General features: G+C 44.4%; 15 protein-coding genes. 8 read left to right on the top strand and 7 right to left on the bottom strand.

Features of this window, described 5'->3' with window-relative positions; all coding sequences use genetic code 11:
• Nucleotides 1-100 precede the first annotated feature (100 nt).
• Nucleotides 101-439, bottom strand: a complete 339-nt coding sequence (locus AB6C75_RS11220) for a DUF1840 domain-containing protein (RefSeq protein WP_012601196.1) — start codon at nucleotides 437-439, stop codon at nucleotides 101-103.
• A 334-nt stretch (nucleotides 440-773) separates the two neighbouring features.
• Here AB6C75_RS11220 and AB6C75_RS11215 point away from each other — a divergent pair, with 334 nt between their 5' ends.
• Nucleotides 774-1,964: a GGDEF domain-containing protein gene (locus AB6C75_RS11215; RefSeq protein WP_032499235.1), complete on the top strand. Its 1,191-nt coding sequence runs from the start codon at nucleotides 774-776 to the stop codon at nucleotides 1,962-1,964.
• Here AB6C75_RS11215 and AB6C75_RS11210 read toward each other — a convergent pair.
• Nucleotides 1,961-2,242 (bottom strand): hypothetical protein, encoded by a 282-nt coding sequence (locus AB6C75_RS11210; protein ID WP_009846127.1) that lies wholly within the window; start codon nucleotides 2,240-2,242, stop codon nucleotides 1,961-1,963. The genes AB6C75_RS11215 and AB6C75_RS11210 overlap by 4 nt on opposite strands.
• A 158-nt stretch (nucleotides 2,243-2,400) precedes the next feature.
• On the opposite strand from AB6C75_RS11210, the gene AB6C75_RS11205 reads away from it, so the two are divergent.
• Entirely contained in the window at nucleotides 2,401-3,273 is an 873-nt protein-coding gene (locus AB6C75_RS11205; RefSeq protein ID WP_372107794.1) for a pirin family protein, read from the top strand.
• A gap of 238 nt (nucleotides 3,274-3,511) precedes the next feature.
• On the opposite strand, the gene AB6C75_RS11200 is transcribed toward AB6C75_RS11205, so the two are convergent.
• Complete coding sequence (locus AB6C75_RS11200; RefSeq protein ID WP_009846125.1) at nucleotides 3,512-3,793, bottom strand: pyrimidine/purine nucleoside phosphorylase; 282 nt, start codon at nucleotides 3,791-3,793, stop codon at nucleotides 3,512-3,514.
• Between the two features lie 383 nt (nucleotides 3,794-4,176).
• Between AB6C75_RS11200 and AB6C75_RS11195 the strand changes: the two genes are divergently transcribed.
• On the top strand, nucleotides 4,177-4,641 hold the full coding sequence (locus AB6C75_RS11195) for a DUF2850 domain-containing protein (protein WP_372107793.1): 465 nt from the start codon (nucleotides 4,177-4,179) through the stop codon (nucleotides 4,639-4,641).
• 401 nt (nucleotides 4,642-5,042) lie between these two features.
• Nucleotides 5,043-7,583 (top strand): glycosyl hydrolase family 18 protein, encoded by a 2,541-nt coding sequence (locus AB6C75_RS11190; protein WP_372107792.1) that lies wholly within the window; start codon nucleotides 5,043-5,045, stop codon nucleotides 7,581-7,583.
• Nucleotides 7,584-7,703: 120 nt separating this feature from the next.
• On the opposite strand, the gene AB6C75_RS11185 is transcribed toward AB6C75_RS11190, so the two are convergent.
• Both AB6C75_RS11185 and AB6C75_RS11180 read right to left on the bottom strand, forming a co-directional pair.
• The gene (locus tag AB6C75_RS11185) at nucleotides 7,704-8,552 is read right to left on the bottom strand and encodes an alpha/beta hydrolase (RefSeq protein WP_017065066.1); all 849 of its coding nucleotides are present in this window, start codon (nucleotides 8,550-8,552) and stop codon (nucleotides 7,704-7,706) included.
• 240 nt (nucleotides 8,553-8,792) lie between these two features.
• Nucleotides 8,793-9,386, bottom strand: coding sequence for a TetR/AcrR family transcriptional regulator (locus AB6C75_RS11180; RefSeq protein ID WP_008216752.1), 594 nt, complete (start codon nucleotides 9,384-9,386; stop codon nucleotides 8,793-8,795).
• A 161-nt stretch (nucleotides 9,387-9,547) separates the two neighbouring features.
• Here AB6C75_RS11180 and AB6C75_RS11175 point away from each other — a divergent pair, with 161 nt between their 5' ends.
• Nucleotides 9,548-10,504, top strand: coding sequence for an AEC family transporter (locus tag AB6C75_RS11175; protein ID WP_372100114.1), 957 nt, complete (start codon nucleotides 9,548-9,550; stop codon nucleotides 10,502-10,504).
• Between the two features lie 240 nt (nucleotides 10,505-10,744).
• The gene (locus tag AB6C75_RS11170; RefSeq protein WP_372107795.1) at nucleotides 10,745-11,668 is read left to right on the top strand and encodes an acyltransferase; all 924 of its coding nucleotides are present in this window, start codon (nucleotides 10,745-10,747) and stop codon (nucleotides 11,666-11,668) included.
• 158 nt (nucleotides 11,669-11,826) lie between these two features.
• Here AB6C75_RS11170 and AB6C75_RS11165 read toward each other — a convergent pair whose 3' ends face one another.
• On the bottom strand, nucleotides 11,827-12,666 hold the full coding sequence (locus AB6C75_RS11165) for a cupin domain-containing protein (protein ID WP_372107791.1): 840 nt from the start codon (nucleotides 12,664-12,666) through the stop codon (nucleotides 11,827-11,829).
• Nucleotides 12,667-12,776: 110 nt separating this feature from the next.
• On the opposite strand from AB6C75_RS11165, the gene AB6C75_RS11160 reads away from it, so the two are divergent.
• Nucleotides 12,777-13,253, top strand: a complete 477-nt coding sequence (locus AB6C75_RS11160; protein WP_009846117.1) for a YHS domain-containing (seleno)protein — start codon at nucleotides 12,777-12,779, stop codon at nucleotides 13,251-13,253.
• A gap of 244 nt (nucleotides 13,254-13,497) precedes the next feature.
• Nucleotides 13,498-14,133, top strand: a complete 636-nt coding sequence (locus tag AB6C75_RS11155; protein ID WP_371709979.1) for an START domain-containing protein — start codon at nucleotides 13,498-13,500, stop codon at nucleotides 14,131-14,133.
• Nucleotides 14,134-14,212: 79 nt separating this feature from the next.
• Here the strand turns inward: AB6C75_RS11155 and AB6C75_RS11150 are convergent, their stop codons facing one another.
• Nucleotides 14,213-14,743 (bottom strand): DNA mismatch repair protein, encoded by a 531-nt coding sequence (locus AB6C75_RS11150; protein WP_372107790.1) that lies wholly within the window; start codon nucleotides 14,741-14,743, stop codon nucleotides 14,213-14,215.
• Between the last annotated feature and the right edge of the window lies 1 nt (nucleotide 14,744).

Raw genomic sequence — 14,744 nt, 5'->3', positions numbered from 1 at the left:
TACCGATGTATTGTTGAACGCGAAATGTACAGCAAAGATCAACACGCCCTAGTCAACCTATGAAAACGTTTGTTTTCTGATTCGAAGAGCTCGAATACTCTTACAATCGCTTACCGCTACCGTCTTCCCACATCACTTCGCATTCGTCTTTAATGGCCGCTTTCAATAGTTCAACTAACGGGAACGCTCGGCTACCGATATTAACAGGCGCTTCAACAACCTCTTCATTATCGTCATCATCGGTATTTTCTTGTTCTACCTGCTTGCTCTGCTCAGCGGCGATCGCAGCACGCAAATTACTTAACGCTTGAGAAACCTCTGAAGCATCAATTGCTCCTGGAATAGTGCCACTATGCCCAAGCATCTTAATGAACTGAAGACCGACTTCACCAAACATCGTGACGCTAGCATGAGCTTTGCAACTAAAGGTAATTAACATTATGAGCCTCTATCAAATTTAGGTATCTATAAACATTAGCTATCTACAAACTATGTTGAGTAACGTATTGGAAAGCAAGTAGATAATAGCCAAGTAACTTCCTGCAACTAGAACCGTGATTGTTTCACTAACGGATACATCTGCACCGTTAGTGACGCGCATCACTATTTATTATGAGTCACTCATCATTTAAATATGAAACCTTGATAGTAGTCACACTAAAAAGGTCACTAACACTCTGCTATGACTTTTATTTCATCTACTATTAACATCAATCATCAAAATCTTTGGCACAAATCACATGAAAAGGCTCGTCGGCAGACACCTAGAAGAAATGGCGGACATACGATCCACTCGCAAGCAAAAAATTGTCCACTCCTTTTCACTGGCTGCCGCTGCGTTATTCACATTCTACACTTGGGCTTACTTCCAAGGTCAGCATTACACTCTGTCAATTTTCGAACTGTGTTTTGCACTTATCGCTATCTCCAATGCATTTTACGTGAAAAAAGTCACTGCCGCTGAGTATTCAGAATTGATTCTAAGTGGTGTTCTGCTCGTTCAAGGAGTCATCCTATTCTTGTACAGTCACGCCATTCCCGAGCGGACACTCTGGCTCTACCCGATTTTGGCTGCCGTCATTTTCATAAACGATTTCAGAATTGGCATTATATTCAGTACCTCATTTTGTGTATTTATCAGCACCTTGATTACAGCTATGCCTAGCAGCTTTTCTTTACCTTTTAGCAGCTCACACCGGTTTATTCTTAGCTTATTTACAATGAGCTTGGTATGTCACACATCAGCTTATTACTACACAAAAGCCGTCAGTTATATTCAACGCCTATATAAAGAGGGGATTGAAGATCTGGCCTATAGAGACCAACTAACAGGCTTGGCAAACCGTTGGAGCTTTGAACGCTGGGCGACAGAAAAACTTGCGACAGTGGATAGTGAACGCTCACTGACTGCATTAGTTTTTTTGGACATAGATGACTTTAAAGGCATTAATGATAGCTACGGGCACGACGTCGGAGACAGTGTTTTGCAGCATTTTGCGAATCGTTTAAGCAACAACATCCGAACCAGAGACAGGGTAAGTCATGAATACGATTATTCGATTGCGCGCTTTGCTGGAGATGAGTTTGTTTTGATGCTCTACGATGTACCAACTCGCAAAGATCTAGACGGTATTTTAGATCGGATTTGTGGGCTATTCGAAAGTGGTTGCCAGACAAACGAGAGAATCAAGGAATTGACACTCAGTGTTGGGGTTTCGTTGTACCCGCAAGATGCTCAAGAATTACATGAGCTGACGAGATGTGCTGATAAAGCGATGTATGTTGCCAAACATTCAGGAAAAAATCGATACGCTTATTATCACGATAATCCCGTATCAACCTTGATAGAAGAGCTACCAACGAACCTCGCCTTCTCAGAATCGGAATCATCTGAGCTTGAAGGTTGTCTTGAAGCGAAGGTCGAAGGGAACAATGTTACGTTATTAAAAACGCGTCCACGCTAGCCTGCCATATACATGGCCCATAAACTCACTAAGCCAATAACAATAATCCATACGACTTGTCGTACTAAATTTCGGTTTTCGTTCTTAGATTTAGCAACGGTTTTAAAAGCAGCTTGCTTGGCCGAGTGTATAAAAGGCCCATCTGCTTGGTGCTTTCTAACACGGCGCTTAACCGCTTTATTCGCAACCTCTGTAAAACGCTGACCTTGCTCCGTTGTAAAATCGTTATCAAAGCCCATCCGACCTTGCCTTTCGCCATGTTTTTGCTGTACTGCCATAGCGGCCTCCTTGGCGGTCTGCTCTCTATTCAAGTATAGACATAATTTCATATTCTTACCTGTTCAAAATTTTCGAATAAGTCACTCAACACTGTGCCATCTTCTTTTTAAATCAAATTACATAAACTACAGCTATTCAAGTTTATGAGGATTTCAAAATGACGAGTGTAAGAGCAGTAGATCATGTGATTGCAGCACACGCTACCTCCGATGGTGATGGCGTAAAAATACAAAGACTCGCTGATTTCAATAACACGCGTTTCTCTCCATTTTTAATGATTGATGAACTTAAGTCGGATGAAAGCAAAGATTATGTTGGCGGCTTTCCTCCACATCCTCACCGTGGGATAGAAACGCTCACTTACATGCTGCAAGGTCACTTCCAGCACAAAGATCACATGGGGAATGTTGGAGAGCTTCGCAGCGGTGGTGCACAGTGGATGGCCGCGGGTCGTGGTGTGATTCACAGCGAAATGCCAATGATGGAAGAAGGTGTACTTCATGGATTTCAGATTTGGATAAACCAGCCTGCAACACACAAAATGCAACCAGCGCAATATCACGACTTCCAAAGTGAAAGCATCGCGGAGCATCAAAGTGAACAAAATGGTTTATTGAGAGTTATTGCTGGTGTATTCGAACTGCATAACCTAGCTGACCATGATGTAGAGGCTTTACGAACGCAAGGCCCACTGCAACAAACAGGTGTGCCGTTAAGCGTAGCGGATTGGCGATCTCATTCTGGGCAAAAAATAACATTAGGGATAGATGTTAATCACAATGCCATGACTTACGTGTACCGAGGCAGTATTAAGATCGGTGATAAAGTCATCAACCAAGGTCAACTTGCGTTACTCACTAAAGCTGACTTGCTGTCTCTGAGTAGTTTAGAAGATTCAGGTGTACTGATTTTTTCTGGTGAGCCGATTAATGAACCTGTTGCGCACTATGGTCCGTTTGTCATGAACTCGATGGAAGAAATTGAACAGACGATTCAGGACTACAACAATGGCGTTTTTGAGACTTACTAATTGACGACGTCTTTGCGCTTTTAGCTTTGAATTGAAGTTAAAGATTGAAGATTGAAGATTGAAGATTGAAGAGATTTTGCAACGAACAACAATTTGGTCATCCATTTGATGACTGTAAAAACAAGTGACACTATCCACTGCCGGTTATTATCACTTATTTAACCACGCTCCTAGAGCGTGGTTTTTTTCTATTAAGCCATAGATAAACGATACTCTGGTTGAACGAACTCAGGCCTTCCTACAAGTATTCACACAGGTAAGCTGTCGCTTCTTTAACCTGTAAATCGAATGAAGAGTCACCCGCAACGTCAAAAGACTCACCAGATTGGAATGTCGTCCAATCGTCATCGCCAACACGCTTTACAATTAAAGCACCTTTAACAACAGTCATCTTTTCCGGAGCTGCAGTACCGAATGTGTATTCACCAGCGGCCATCACACCAACACTCACATCAGCACCAGACTGGTTAAACGCTAACGACTTAACACCGCCTTCAAAGTATGTATTTTCTTTAATCATTGTACTTCCTTGTTATCTCAAAATTGCATTACTAGGCTCAACGAATAAGCCTATGCGTAAATTTAGGTGCTAATTGTTTTAACCAATTCGAGACTGTCCTACAAGAAATAAATGAATATAGCTTAGGATCTGTTGACCTTTCGAAGTTAAATTTCGTTCGAGATGAAATCATTTTAGGCGTGGCATTGGGTATACAACCTAATCATTCTAAGTAAATATTCCTTAACAAAGCATGAAGACTGAATGTGTGGGTAAAAAATCACTGAGGCAGTTTGATTCAAAAGAACATTCGATCCTGCTTCTAACTCTTATAAGAACCTTTGCAACCTATCGTTTTATTTTATAGAATCATCACCAGTATGAGTAACTAAAATGAAGAGATAATGGCTAAAAATACCACGAAAAGCAGCGATATATTGGCCAATTCGTTACTCTACGCCTTCTTAATGGCTGGCTTTATGATTGCCCTCTCCGTCGGCTATTTTGGCTACCAAGCCTACCAAAAATCTGTAAGCCCAAGTAACGTCCATGGCACATGGATCGAGATTGGTGCTCCACCTTACAAAACAGATATTCTTACACTTTCCGATGATGGTGTGATGATGAACTATCGTTTCATCAGTACCTCGTTTGATTTTGATGGCAAAGATGTCACGATCAATACAGGTTCAGGCCCAACGATTTATACCATTAGCGGTACCTACAATTCACCTCGTTTAAAACGGTTAGTGCCTAACACACCATCCAAACAATTCATAAAAGAAGGGTATGACGATACTGTTGCGGGTGATACTCAAGGACTCATGCAGCAACGACGCTCAGTATTAGCTGAGCAATTCAAAAAATAATACTTTCAACAGCGCTTTGTTTAGTAACCCCTCTTGCATCAATACTACCTGTCTCTTACAAGCACCGGTATGACGTGCTTCAGATTGTGATACTGCTTCAGTTCACGATATTTAATAATGGCTTGCCGCACTTTTTCATAACTTCATGTCGTGTAATTTCACTTATGAGACTTTCCTTCTGAGTGAGGTTTTATTTTATAAAACATGGACTCAGCCTCTCATTCATTAAGCAACAGAATTGTAACAAGATACAATTTTTTAGTTGTCCATCGAAAACGGATTTATTTTCAGTCATGAAATTAAAACTCTCTCGAATACTGACGGGGAAGCTCCTTCAAAACTGACGGGAGCCGATTCTAGGACCACTTGGTTCTAAACCTTCAAGGAATGAGAGAAATAGTATGATTCGTATAAACACCTGTGCTGCGAGTATTGCTCTAGCGCTATCTGGTACAGCATTGGCCGCGCCAACAGCACCTAGCATTGATATGTACGGTTCCAACAACCTACAGTTTTCTAAAATTGAACTCGCGATGGAAACAACCTCTGGTTACAACCAGATGGTTAAGTATCACGACAAAGCAAAGGTCGATGTCAAGTTCAACCAATGGAGCGGAACGTCAGGAAACACGTACAACATCTACTTTGATGGCGTTAAAGTAGCCACAGGCCCAATCACTGGCAGCCAAACCACGGCTTCATTCGAATACGGCCAAGGCGGCTTATTCGATATGGAAATCGAAGCGTGTGACGAAACAGGTTGTAGCAAAAGCGCACCCGCTAAAATCACGATTGCCGATACCGATGGATCACACCTAGCACCACTTGCGATGAATGTGGATCCAAACAACAAGTCATACAACACAGACCCAAACACGGTAGTCGGTACTTACTTTGTTGAGTGGGGCATCTATGGCCGTGATTACACAGTCGATAACCTACCTGCTGACAATTTGACCCATATCCTTTATGGCTTCATCCCAATTTGTGGTCCTAACGAATCAGTAAAATCAGTGGGCGGCAACAGTTACAACGCACTCATGACAGCATGTCAGGGCGTTAACGATTACGAAGTGGTGATTCACGACCCTTGGGCGGCTTTCCAAAAGAGCTTCCCGCAAGCGGGTCATGAATACAGCTCCCCTATCAAGGGCAACTACGCAATGTTGATGGCGCTAAAACAGCGTAACCCTGATTTGAAGATCATCCCATCGATTGGTGGTTGGACGCTGTCTGACCCATTCTTCGACTTCACAACTAAAGCTAACCGAGACACCTTCATTGCATCGGTTAAGAAATTCCTTAACACGTGGAAATTCTACGATGGTGTAGATATTGACTGGGAGTTCCCTGGTGGAGGCGGTGCGGCGCCAGACCTTGGTGACCCTGTGAATGATGGCCCAGCTTACATTGCACTGATGGCAGAACTGCGCGTTATGTTGGATGAGCTAGAAGCGGAGAACGGCCGTACTTACGAGCTAACTTCTGCGATTGGTGTCGGTCACGACAAGATCGAAGACGTGAACTATGGTGAAGCAATCCAATACATGGATTACATCTTCGCAATGACTTACGACTTCTACGGCGGTTGGAACAACGTGTTAGGCCACCAAACAGCATTACACTGCGGTAACTTCATGCGCCCTGGTCAGTGTGATGGCTCAGGCATTGATGAAAATGGCAAACCATACACAGGCCCAGCTTACACAACGGACAACGGCATCCAATTGCTGCTCGAACAAGGCGTTCCAGCTAACAAGCTTGTCGTAGGTGCAGCAATGTACGGTCGTGGTTGGGAAGGTGTATTACCCTCATCACTTTCGGATCCTAGCGACCCTATGACAGGTGTTGGTAACGGCAAACTGAAAGGTAGCTCTGCGCAAGGCGTTTGGGAAGATGGCGTTATCGACTACAAAGGCATTAAGGCGAACATGCTTGGTGCGAATAACCAAGGTATCAATGGCTTCGAATACGGTTACGACGAAATGGCAGAAGCGCCTTACGTATGGAACCGCACTTCAGGTCAGCTGATCACATTTGATGATGACCGCTCGGTAAAAGCAAAAGGCGCGTACGTTCGTAGCCTTGGCCTTGCAGGTCTATTCTCTTGGGAAATTGATGCAGATAACGGCGATATCCTAAATGCAATGCATGAAGGTCTAGCAGGTGGCACCACCGATCCTGTAAACCGTAAACCAACTGCAGCAGCAGGTGCCGACCAATCTGTTGAAGGCCCAGCTTCTGTTTCTCTAGATGGCAGCGCTTCCAAAGACAGCGACGGCACAATCGCGAGCTACGCTTGGTCACAAGTAAGCGGAACTGCCGTAACACTGGCTAATGCCAATGCAGCTGTTGCAAGCTTCGATGTTGTTGAAGTCGCACAACAAGAAGCTCTAACATTCAGCCTAACCGTAACAGACAACGAAGGCGCAACGTCAACTGACACGGTTGTTATAACGGTAACCCCTAAAGACACAGGCCCAGTCAATACAGCACCAGTTGCTGTGCTTACGGCTCCGGCTGAAGTCAATGCGGGTGACGTTGTTGTGGTTGATGCGTCAGCGTCTAGCGATGCGGATCAAGACACATTAACCTTCACGTGGGATGTACCAGCAGGTATCAACGCAACAGTACAAGGCGCTTCAGTAAGCTTTGTCGCGGCTGAATACGCGCAAGACACAGTACTGAACTTCTCTGTAACAGTGAGTGATGGTACCGATACATCAGTCGCGGCTACTTCAGTGAAAGTCCTCAAGAAAACCACAGGCGGTGGCTCGTGTACTAACGCTTGGGATTCAAGTGCAGTCTACACTGGTGGCGACCAAGTGACTCAAGGCGGTAAGGTTTGGGAAGCGAAATGGTGGACAACAGGTGAAGATCCAACAACGACAGGCCAATGGGGCGTGTGGAAAGAGATCGGCCCAGCAAGCTGTGCTAACTAAGGACAAGATTAGTTAAAGCTAACTAAGCAACTAAAAGCAAAGGCCAACCAGATAATGTCTGGTTGGCCTTTTTAGTGTTTGTTTTCTTAACCTGCGTTCTACTGGCTTGATTAGTTAAAGTTAGCCAATCAAGTTATCAAAGCTCTCGAATACTTGTGGGCACTTCATTACTCGCCCGTGGCCCTGTCCTTGAGTCGCAATTAAAGTAACGCGACCCATTTCATTAGCAGCACGCTGAGACACATCAAACTTAGTAAACTTGTCTTGCTCATCATGAACGATGATCGTCTGAGACTCACGAAGCGCTAGCTTTCCATAGGGATCAACGGACTGAATTGGGTAGTTAAACTGCTCTTCTACTTCTCCGACTACCGCTTCAAACAGTTTCATTGAGTAACCTGAACGTGCGACGCTGCCAAATAGGTTTTCTAGATAATCCAGTACAGGTGCAATCAGCAATAGTGGCTTGTTTTCCAATTTAACGTGCTTACATTCCAACGCAGAAGCCGTACCCATGCTGTGACCGACCAAACCTGCTACCTCACCCACCGAATCGAGAATCGCTTCAAGGCCGTTCACAAACGCAGGAATATGACCATGTACACCATCACTGCCACCATGAGCAGGATGGTCGTAAGCCAGAGCCGTAAAACCTTTGGCGGCGATGTGTTCCATCAAAGGGAAGAACTGACTCGCGGTGCCAGACCAACCATGAGTCAGCACCCAAACAGGACCAGTACCTAAAGAGTAAGTTTTTAAAACGCCATCACGACCTTTGATTTCACTCTTGATAAGCCCTTGGGGATCAGCATTTTTTTGCTCGGTACGCATTGGAGTGAGCAGCAGCTTACGTGCCGTTTTCTTTGCATGACTCGGCGCTAGAATGTAATGCAGATTGGTTGTTGCGCCAATCAAGCTGCGCTTGAAGCTGAATTTGTTCGATGTATTAAAATAGATTTTGTCACTCATGACCGTTCCTTGTATCGCCATCATCATTGGCGGATCGAGCTCGGCCCTAAAAATCGAACGACCGTGCTATTTGTTGATATAAAAAATGGCGATAGCGCTTTTTATGACTGCTTGCCGCCACTTCTCTTAAAATCTTTTGCAAACCTTAGTTACGCAAAGTCACATGCTTTACGAGTTCAATAGTTTGCGGGCTAAGAAGCTTGCAAACTAACTGGTTTGCCGAACTAAGTGATTTACGAGTTAAACCGCCTTCCAGCTAGCGATTAAGCGCTCTACACCACTCCAAAAGTGGGTATGGCTCGCTTGTTGGCCACGTAACGAGTAGAACAAGTTCGCACTCAAATAGAGACCGTATAACTCAAAGGTTGCCTGTTTAGGATCTAAATCGGCTCTGAACTGTTTGCTCTCCACCGCTTTTGCTACCTGAATCGTCAAGTAATCAATCCACACTGAAATCGTTTTCTGCAGTGCTTTCTGAATCACAGACGTTTCACTGCCAGCATCTTTCCATGCATCAATAAACATGCAGCTGCCTTGGAACGAATGATTCCAGCCCAACCAATTGTCGAGCAGCTGTTTCAATTTCGCTTCAATATCACCATCTCCCAGCTCTCTTGCGGGAATGATGACTCTTTCGGTGAATATGGCGTTGGAATACTCGAGTACAGAGAGTTGCAGGTTTTCTTTAGAGTTGAAGTGTGCAAACAAGCCACTCTTAGACATGCCACACTGCTTGGCTAACTCGCCAATCGTCAAACTCTCAAGCCCATTCTCACTCGCAAGCGCGAATGCATGGCTCAAAATATACTCTTTGGTTATCTTTCCCTTGCTCATTATTCACCAATAATAAATCTGATACATTATTTTTAGCACGTTCGTTCTTTTTTTCAAGATTTTTTACTTAACCCTTGGTATTCATTTTGTCTTATCAAAGAACTGTGGAAAAATGCGACAGCATTCATAGGAAATTGAAATCGACTAACAAAGGAAAAACAATGAACACACTTTGGGAACAGTTTGCGTTTTCGGCGTCGGTAACAGGCCCTATCTGTTTAATGCTGTTTCTCGGTGTGATGCTCAAGCGAATCGGCTTAATCAATGACAATTTCATTGATGTCGCATCTAAGGTGGTATTTCAAGTCACCCTGCCCGCAATGCTATTTCTGAGTATTGTTCAATCGAATCACAACTTTTCAGCCAGTAGCGCGTTAGTTGCGTTTGGCGTCATCGCTAACTTTATCTTTTTCTTGTTCACGATTTTCTCAACCAAGTTAGTATTCAAAAGCTCTAAAGATCAAGGTGTGATCATCCAGGGTGGATTCCGCGCTAATACCGCGATCATCGGCCTCGCCTACGTGGCTAATATTTATGGCAACCAAGGCGTGGCATTGGCTGCTATCTATGTCGCATCTCTGACCGTGCTGTATAATATTCAAGCCGTGATAGCACTGACACCCAAAGGCAAAGACACCGGCGCTAAAGCCATTAAAGTGATCGCCAAGTCCATCACCAAAAACCCGTTAATCATCGCTATTTTCTTAGCAGTCGTCTTCTATGCACTTTCAATTCCCATTCCAAAAATGGTGACTGATGCTGGGCAATACTTTGCCAACATGACTTTGCCTTTGGCTCTACTTTGTACTGGTGGTTCTCTAGATATTAGTTCGCTTAAACAAGAAAAGTTGTCTACGTGGTTCGCCTCTAGTTACAAGTTAATCGCGTCACCTTTACTGACTACACTGGCTGGCTGGTACTTAGGGTTTGAAGGGCTCGATCTCGGACTTATCTTCTTGATGAGCGCAGCACCAACGGCAGCGGCAAGCTATGTTATGGCGCGTGCGATGGGAGGAAACTCAACACTCGCGGCTAACATCATCGCTCTTACTACTGTTGTTTCTCTTATCACTTGTACACTAGGTATATTTGCACTCACTGCAATGGATTTAATATAGCTGCGACAAGCTTCAAAAAACCGACACAAGCCTTGAAACAAAGGTCATAAGCCTTGATTTAGGACTAACTGGTTGGGCATAAAGGCTGCTAGATTTCGTAAAAATTTTACTGAGAGATCTGATATGTCTTCCGTTCAACATACGCCTTCACAACACATCGCCAGTATCGAGTTAGGCAGAGTGATTGCTATCTTGGCGATCATTGGTTTGCACGGCCAAATGGCACTCACTTATTGGTAAATAGATGAAGTGCCTTGGATCGGTTATGTGCTCAACCAAACCGCTCGTTTTGCCGTGCCTCTGTTTTTCCTAATTTCCGGTTATCTTATTCAGCCCAAGTTGACTGCATCCCCGTGGCAAACCGTCATTAATTATTCTAAACCACTGCTTAAAGTATGGTTGGCATGGAGCATCATTTGCTTAGTGATGCCATTCAACCTCGCGAAAGTAGAAGAATTTGGCTATCTAGGCGAGCGTGAAGGCTATTGGGGTTTCTTAATGAATACCCCACTCAACTCTTTCTTAGAGGGTGGGTTGGTACATTTATGGTTCATTCCCGCCCTTGTGTGCGCGGTTTTGATCATCGCCTTAATGGTAGAGATGAAACTCGATAAGCTTCTACTACCGGTGGCCATTCTGCTTTACGTCTATGGTGTATTGGCGGGTAGCTACACAAGCTTAACCGACCTTAGTGCCCCTTTCTTCACACGTAACGGTCCGTTCTTCAGCACGTTAATGGTGACCTTAGGTTTCCTCATTCGTCAGCATCAATGGAAAGTGTCCTCAGCCAAAGCATTAGGGTTATTGGCGTTAGGCATGGTCATCCACTTTGCCGAAGCGGCATGGCTAACCCAATTTGATATCGCCTTTAATATTCACGATTTCTTGTTTGGTACAGCTTTGTGGGGGATTGGTGTGTTCATGTGGCTTTTAGCTAATCCAAACATCGGCGATTACGCATGGCTTCGCGCTATCTCGAATCGTATGCTAGGTATCTACGTTTGCCATCTGCTGATCATTATTTTGCTGTTCAATGTCTGCGGAGTATTGGGCATCACTGAACTCGCTAAAGACATTACCGTGTTCTTCGGCACCTTTACCCTGAGCTTTATATTGATCGCTGGTATAGAAAAAACGCCACTGCGCCATTGGTTACTTCGTTAGTGCTCATCTAGCCAACGACGCATTACAGGCCTAGTGACAATCCTCAGTCTGTAATTTGCCTTGATGCAACATTCTTTTCTGCAACGAGGTTCGCCTTGCCAGTGAAAGCACTAGCTCGCTTTCACTGGCAACTTTAAACTTCAACATCCCTTTCCCTCTTATGCGTTACTCTCTTTTAACCACTGACGTGGCGACACACCCGATACATGCTGAAATGCGCGTGAGAAACCTGAATAACTGTTGTAACCGACTTCATCGGCAACCCAGTTGATGGGCTTATTTTGCAGTAGCAGAGATTGAGCAACGGAAACACGCCACTTTTGCACGTAATCTCCCGGTGTTTCACCCACCTCACGCTTGAACGCCTCAATAAACTGAGTACGAGACATCACAGCCAATGACGCCATTTCTGCAACCGAAAAGTGACGAGCAGGCAACCGGTGAATAGCCGTCACCACAGCAGCAAGCCTTGGGTGTGCAAGAGCAGAGAAAACGCCGCTATCGATTTTTTGCTGTTCAATGAGATGACGAAAAATCAACGCCATCAACGCATCACTCAACTTGTCCATTAGGTATTGCTGCCCTGACGATTGTTGTCCTGAAGATGCTTGCCCCGACTCTCGAAACAGCACCTCAATCACAGGCATTAAGTTCGGTGCATCTTCAAACGGAATCACTATCATGTCGGGCAGAGCCGATAATAAAGGATTCATCTGCCCTGAACGATACTCCACGTTCGCACACACAAGCTCAGCACCTTCTCCCACACCTTCAATTACATGTGGTGTGCTATTCGGCAGATAAATAATACAGGGCTGAGAAAGCTGCCTGCATTCCATATGAGCACCAGATAAGGTCAACTCCCCCGCTCTCAATACGTGAAGGTGCCCTTCTTTGCCTTGTTGCGCGTTAAATGACGACACCCCACACAGGTTTCCAGAATAGAAAACGCCAGTGCGTATCGAGAAGTGTTCCATTAATTGTGACAGAAGATCCATGCACCCTCCGAACGATTCGCTTAGTTTTTAGTTCTTTTGTCCCTCTATAGACCGGACGAGTGGGCTAAATTATTTCAAACAAGATAACCAACACTGACAAGGAACTTGATATGTCACACATGAAATCGACCAGTCAAAAAATCACTCTATTGGCCGCGTTACTAGGAACCAGCTTTTCGTTAATGGCAGCAGACCTTGATATGAGTGTCGACAACAATGATCTCGCCATTAAAGGTTATGACCCTGTTGCTTACTTTGCCAATGAGGGGCCAGTTAAAGGCACATCTGAATTCACAGCGACTTATAAGAATGCGATTTATAACTTTGTGAGCAGTGAAAACCGAGATGAATTCCGATCTAACCCATCGGCTTATGCACCTCAATATGGTGGCTATTGTGCCTTTGGTGTGGCAATGGGTAAGAAATTTGAAACGGACCCACTAGCTTGGAAAGTAGAAGGTGGGAAGCTGTACTTAAACTTAGATAAGTCAGTTCAAAAGCGTTGGCTGGAGAATACGCAAGAATTCATCCAAGACGCCAACAGCAATTGGACCACTATAAAAACCGTGGAAGCCTACAAGCTTTAAGTTCTAAGAGCTAGGTTCTAGCCTTCAACGTTTATCCTTTGCCCACTAACAAAACGGAAGCGACCGAACGCTTCCGTTTTGATTTTCACGGCTCAAATACAAATAAGCAGCCAATTATTGATAACACCAAGATAACAGCGATGTAACGCTCAAATCAGAGATAAATCAGTGCGATTTCAGCACGAATCAAAACCATTTTTATTCTATACTCCTAAAGATAAGCTTTTCTTTTCATGGAAGAATAATGATATTACTTAGGATTTTAGCAATCGGACTCTATGCTTTATCAACACTGACTTACGCTGCTCCATGGCAGTTCGTAAAAAGTGAAGATGGCATCATCATTGATAAGAGACCTCACACTGAAGGCTTGGTAGAAATACGAGCACAAATGCAAACGCCCACCACTTATTCTGGTTTTTTGCTGTTATTGGAAGACAGCGCGAACGTGCCAAACTGGATAGATAACGTATCGGAAAGTCGTGTTTTGATGCAGATATCTGAGGATGAAAATATCGTCTATACCCAGTTCAAAGCGCCTTGGCCTGCCAGAGATCGCGATATGGTGACCTACTCAAAATACAGCATCGAGGATGGGCAGTTTGTCTTGTCGATCAAGGATGCGTCTGATTATTTGACGAAAGAGTCGGGGTACATTCGAATTTATGATGTAGATGCCTTATGGACCCTGCAACCGCTGACAAATGGTAATACCTATATCACCTATACCGCTTACGCGAACGCAGGTGGCATCCTGCCAAATTGGTTAATGAACAAATTATCGATTGATAGTGCACTGAGCACGTTTAAAGGACTAAAAGAACAATTACAGAAGTACCAAGGCCAGCAGCACCCTAACCTGCCAAGTGAATCTCGCTAGCGATACCAGTCGATGGGTAGATAACTAGGTGGCGAAGTAAATAAGTAAGTAAGTAAGTAAATAAATAAATAGATAAATACTAAGGCCTTCTAGCGAGGTCGCGAGCTAAGATAAGTGCTAAACCAAACACCTGAAGAAACAGGGCGATATTCTTGTAGAAAGCCATTTTTTCATCGAGCCTTTGGATTAATTCAACCAAGGTCAGATTATCCAAATAGTAGTCATCAATTCGTGCTCGTTGGGCTTCTTGAGCACTGTTTATCAGCATCATAAGCTTGGGTAAATTAGCCAACGAGATGGCTGGCACCTCCTTACTCACCCAACTCCGGAGTTGGCCGCGCAGCGCTTCATCGAGGATGGTGGCAGGTTGAGCGGTTTCTGTTGAGGGTTTATCTAGGTGGATCAGAATGGCTTCACGCTTGCGCTCTAAGGTTTCGATCGTATTCCAGGCCAGTTGTATTGAGTACACATTGCCGTATTTACGATCGTTGTATTCCGATTTTTCCGCTTCAATTTTGTCGAGCACCAAGCTCGACATGACAATAGCCATGACGTTCAGTATGAGACCTGCAAGGACAATCGCCCAAGCAGGAGGAAGGCGCAATGCCATA

Origin of the sequence: Vibrio sp. 10N.237.312.B06 (genome assembly GCF_041464685.1) — a bacterium.
GTDB classification, from domain to species: domain Bacteria; phylum Pseudomonadota; class Gammaproteobacteria; order Enterobacterales; family Vibrionaceae; genus Vibrio; species Vibrio tasmaniensis_A.
The sequence above is the reverse complement of the archived record's forward strand: the minus strand, read 5'-3'. Positions and strand labels throughout refer to the sequence as shown.

Coding starts and splice junctions, on each gene's coding strand:
- AB6C75_RS11195 (WP_372107793.1), top strand. CDS start 4,177: ATGGCTAAAAATACCACGAAAAGCAGCGATATATTGGCCAATTCGTTA.
- AB6C75_RS11175 (WP_372100114.1), top strand. CDS start 9,548: ATGAACACACTTTGGGAACAGTTTGCGTTTTCGGCGTCGGTAACAGGC.
- AB6C75_RS11165 (WP_372107791.1), bottom strand. CDS start 12,666: ATGGATCTTCTGTCACAATTAATGGAACACTTCTCGATACGCACTGGC.
- AB6C75_RS11205 (WP_372107794.1), top strand. CDS start 2,401: ATGACGAGTGTAAGAGCAGTAGATCATGTGATTGCAGCACACGCTACC.
- AB6C75_RS11200 (WP_009846125.1), bottom strand. CDS start 3,793: ATGATTAAAGAAAATACATACTTTGAAGGCGGTGTTAAGTCGTTAGCG.
- AB6C75_RS11180 (WP_008216752.1), bottom strand. CDS start 9,386: ATGAGCAAGGGAAAGATAACCAAAGAGTATATTTTGAGCCATGCATTC.
- AB6C75_RS11215 (WP_032499235.1), top strand. CDS start 774: ATGGCGGACATACGATCCACTCGCAAGCAAAAAATTGTCCACTCCTTT.
- AB6C75_RS11155 (WP_371709979.1), top strand. CDS start 13,498: ATGATATTACTTAGGATTTTAGCAATCGGACTCTATGCTTTATCAACA.
- AB6C75_RS11210 (WP_009846127.1), bottom strand. CDS start 2,242: ATGGCAGTACAGCAAAAACATGGCGAAAGGCAAGGTCGGATGGGCTTT.
- AB6C75_RS11220 (WP_012601196.1), bottom strand. CDS start 439: ATGTTAATTACCTTTAGTTGCAAAGCTCATGCTAGCGTCACGATGTTT.
- AB6C75_RS11190 (WP_372107792.1), top strand. CDS start 5,043: ATGATTCGTATAAACACCTGTGCTGCGAGTATTGCTCTAGCGCTATCT.
- AB6C75_RS11150 (WP_372107790.1), bottom strand. CDS start 14,743: ATGGCATTGCGCCTTCCTCCTGCTTGGGCGATTGTCCTTGCAGGTCTC.
- AB6C75_RS11185 (WP_017065066.1), bottom strand. CDS start 8,552: ATGAGTGACAAAATCTATTTTAATACATCGAACAAATTCAGCTTCAAG.
- AB6C75_RS11160 (WP_009846117.1), top strand. CDS start 12,777: ATGTCACACATGAAATCGACCAGTCAAAAAATCACTCTATTGGCCGCG.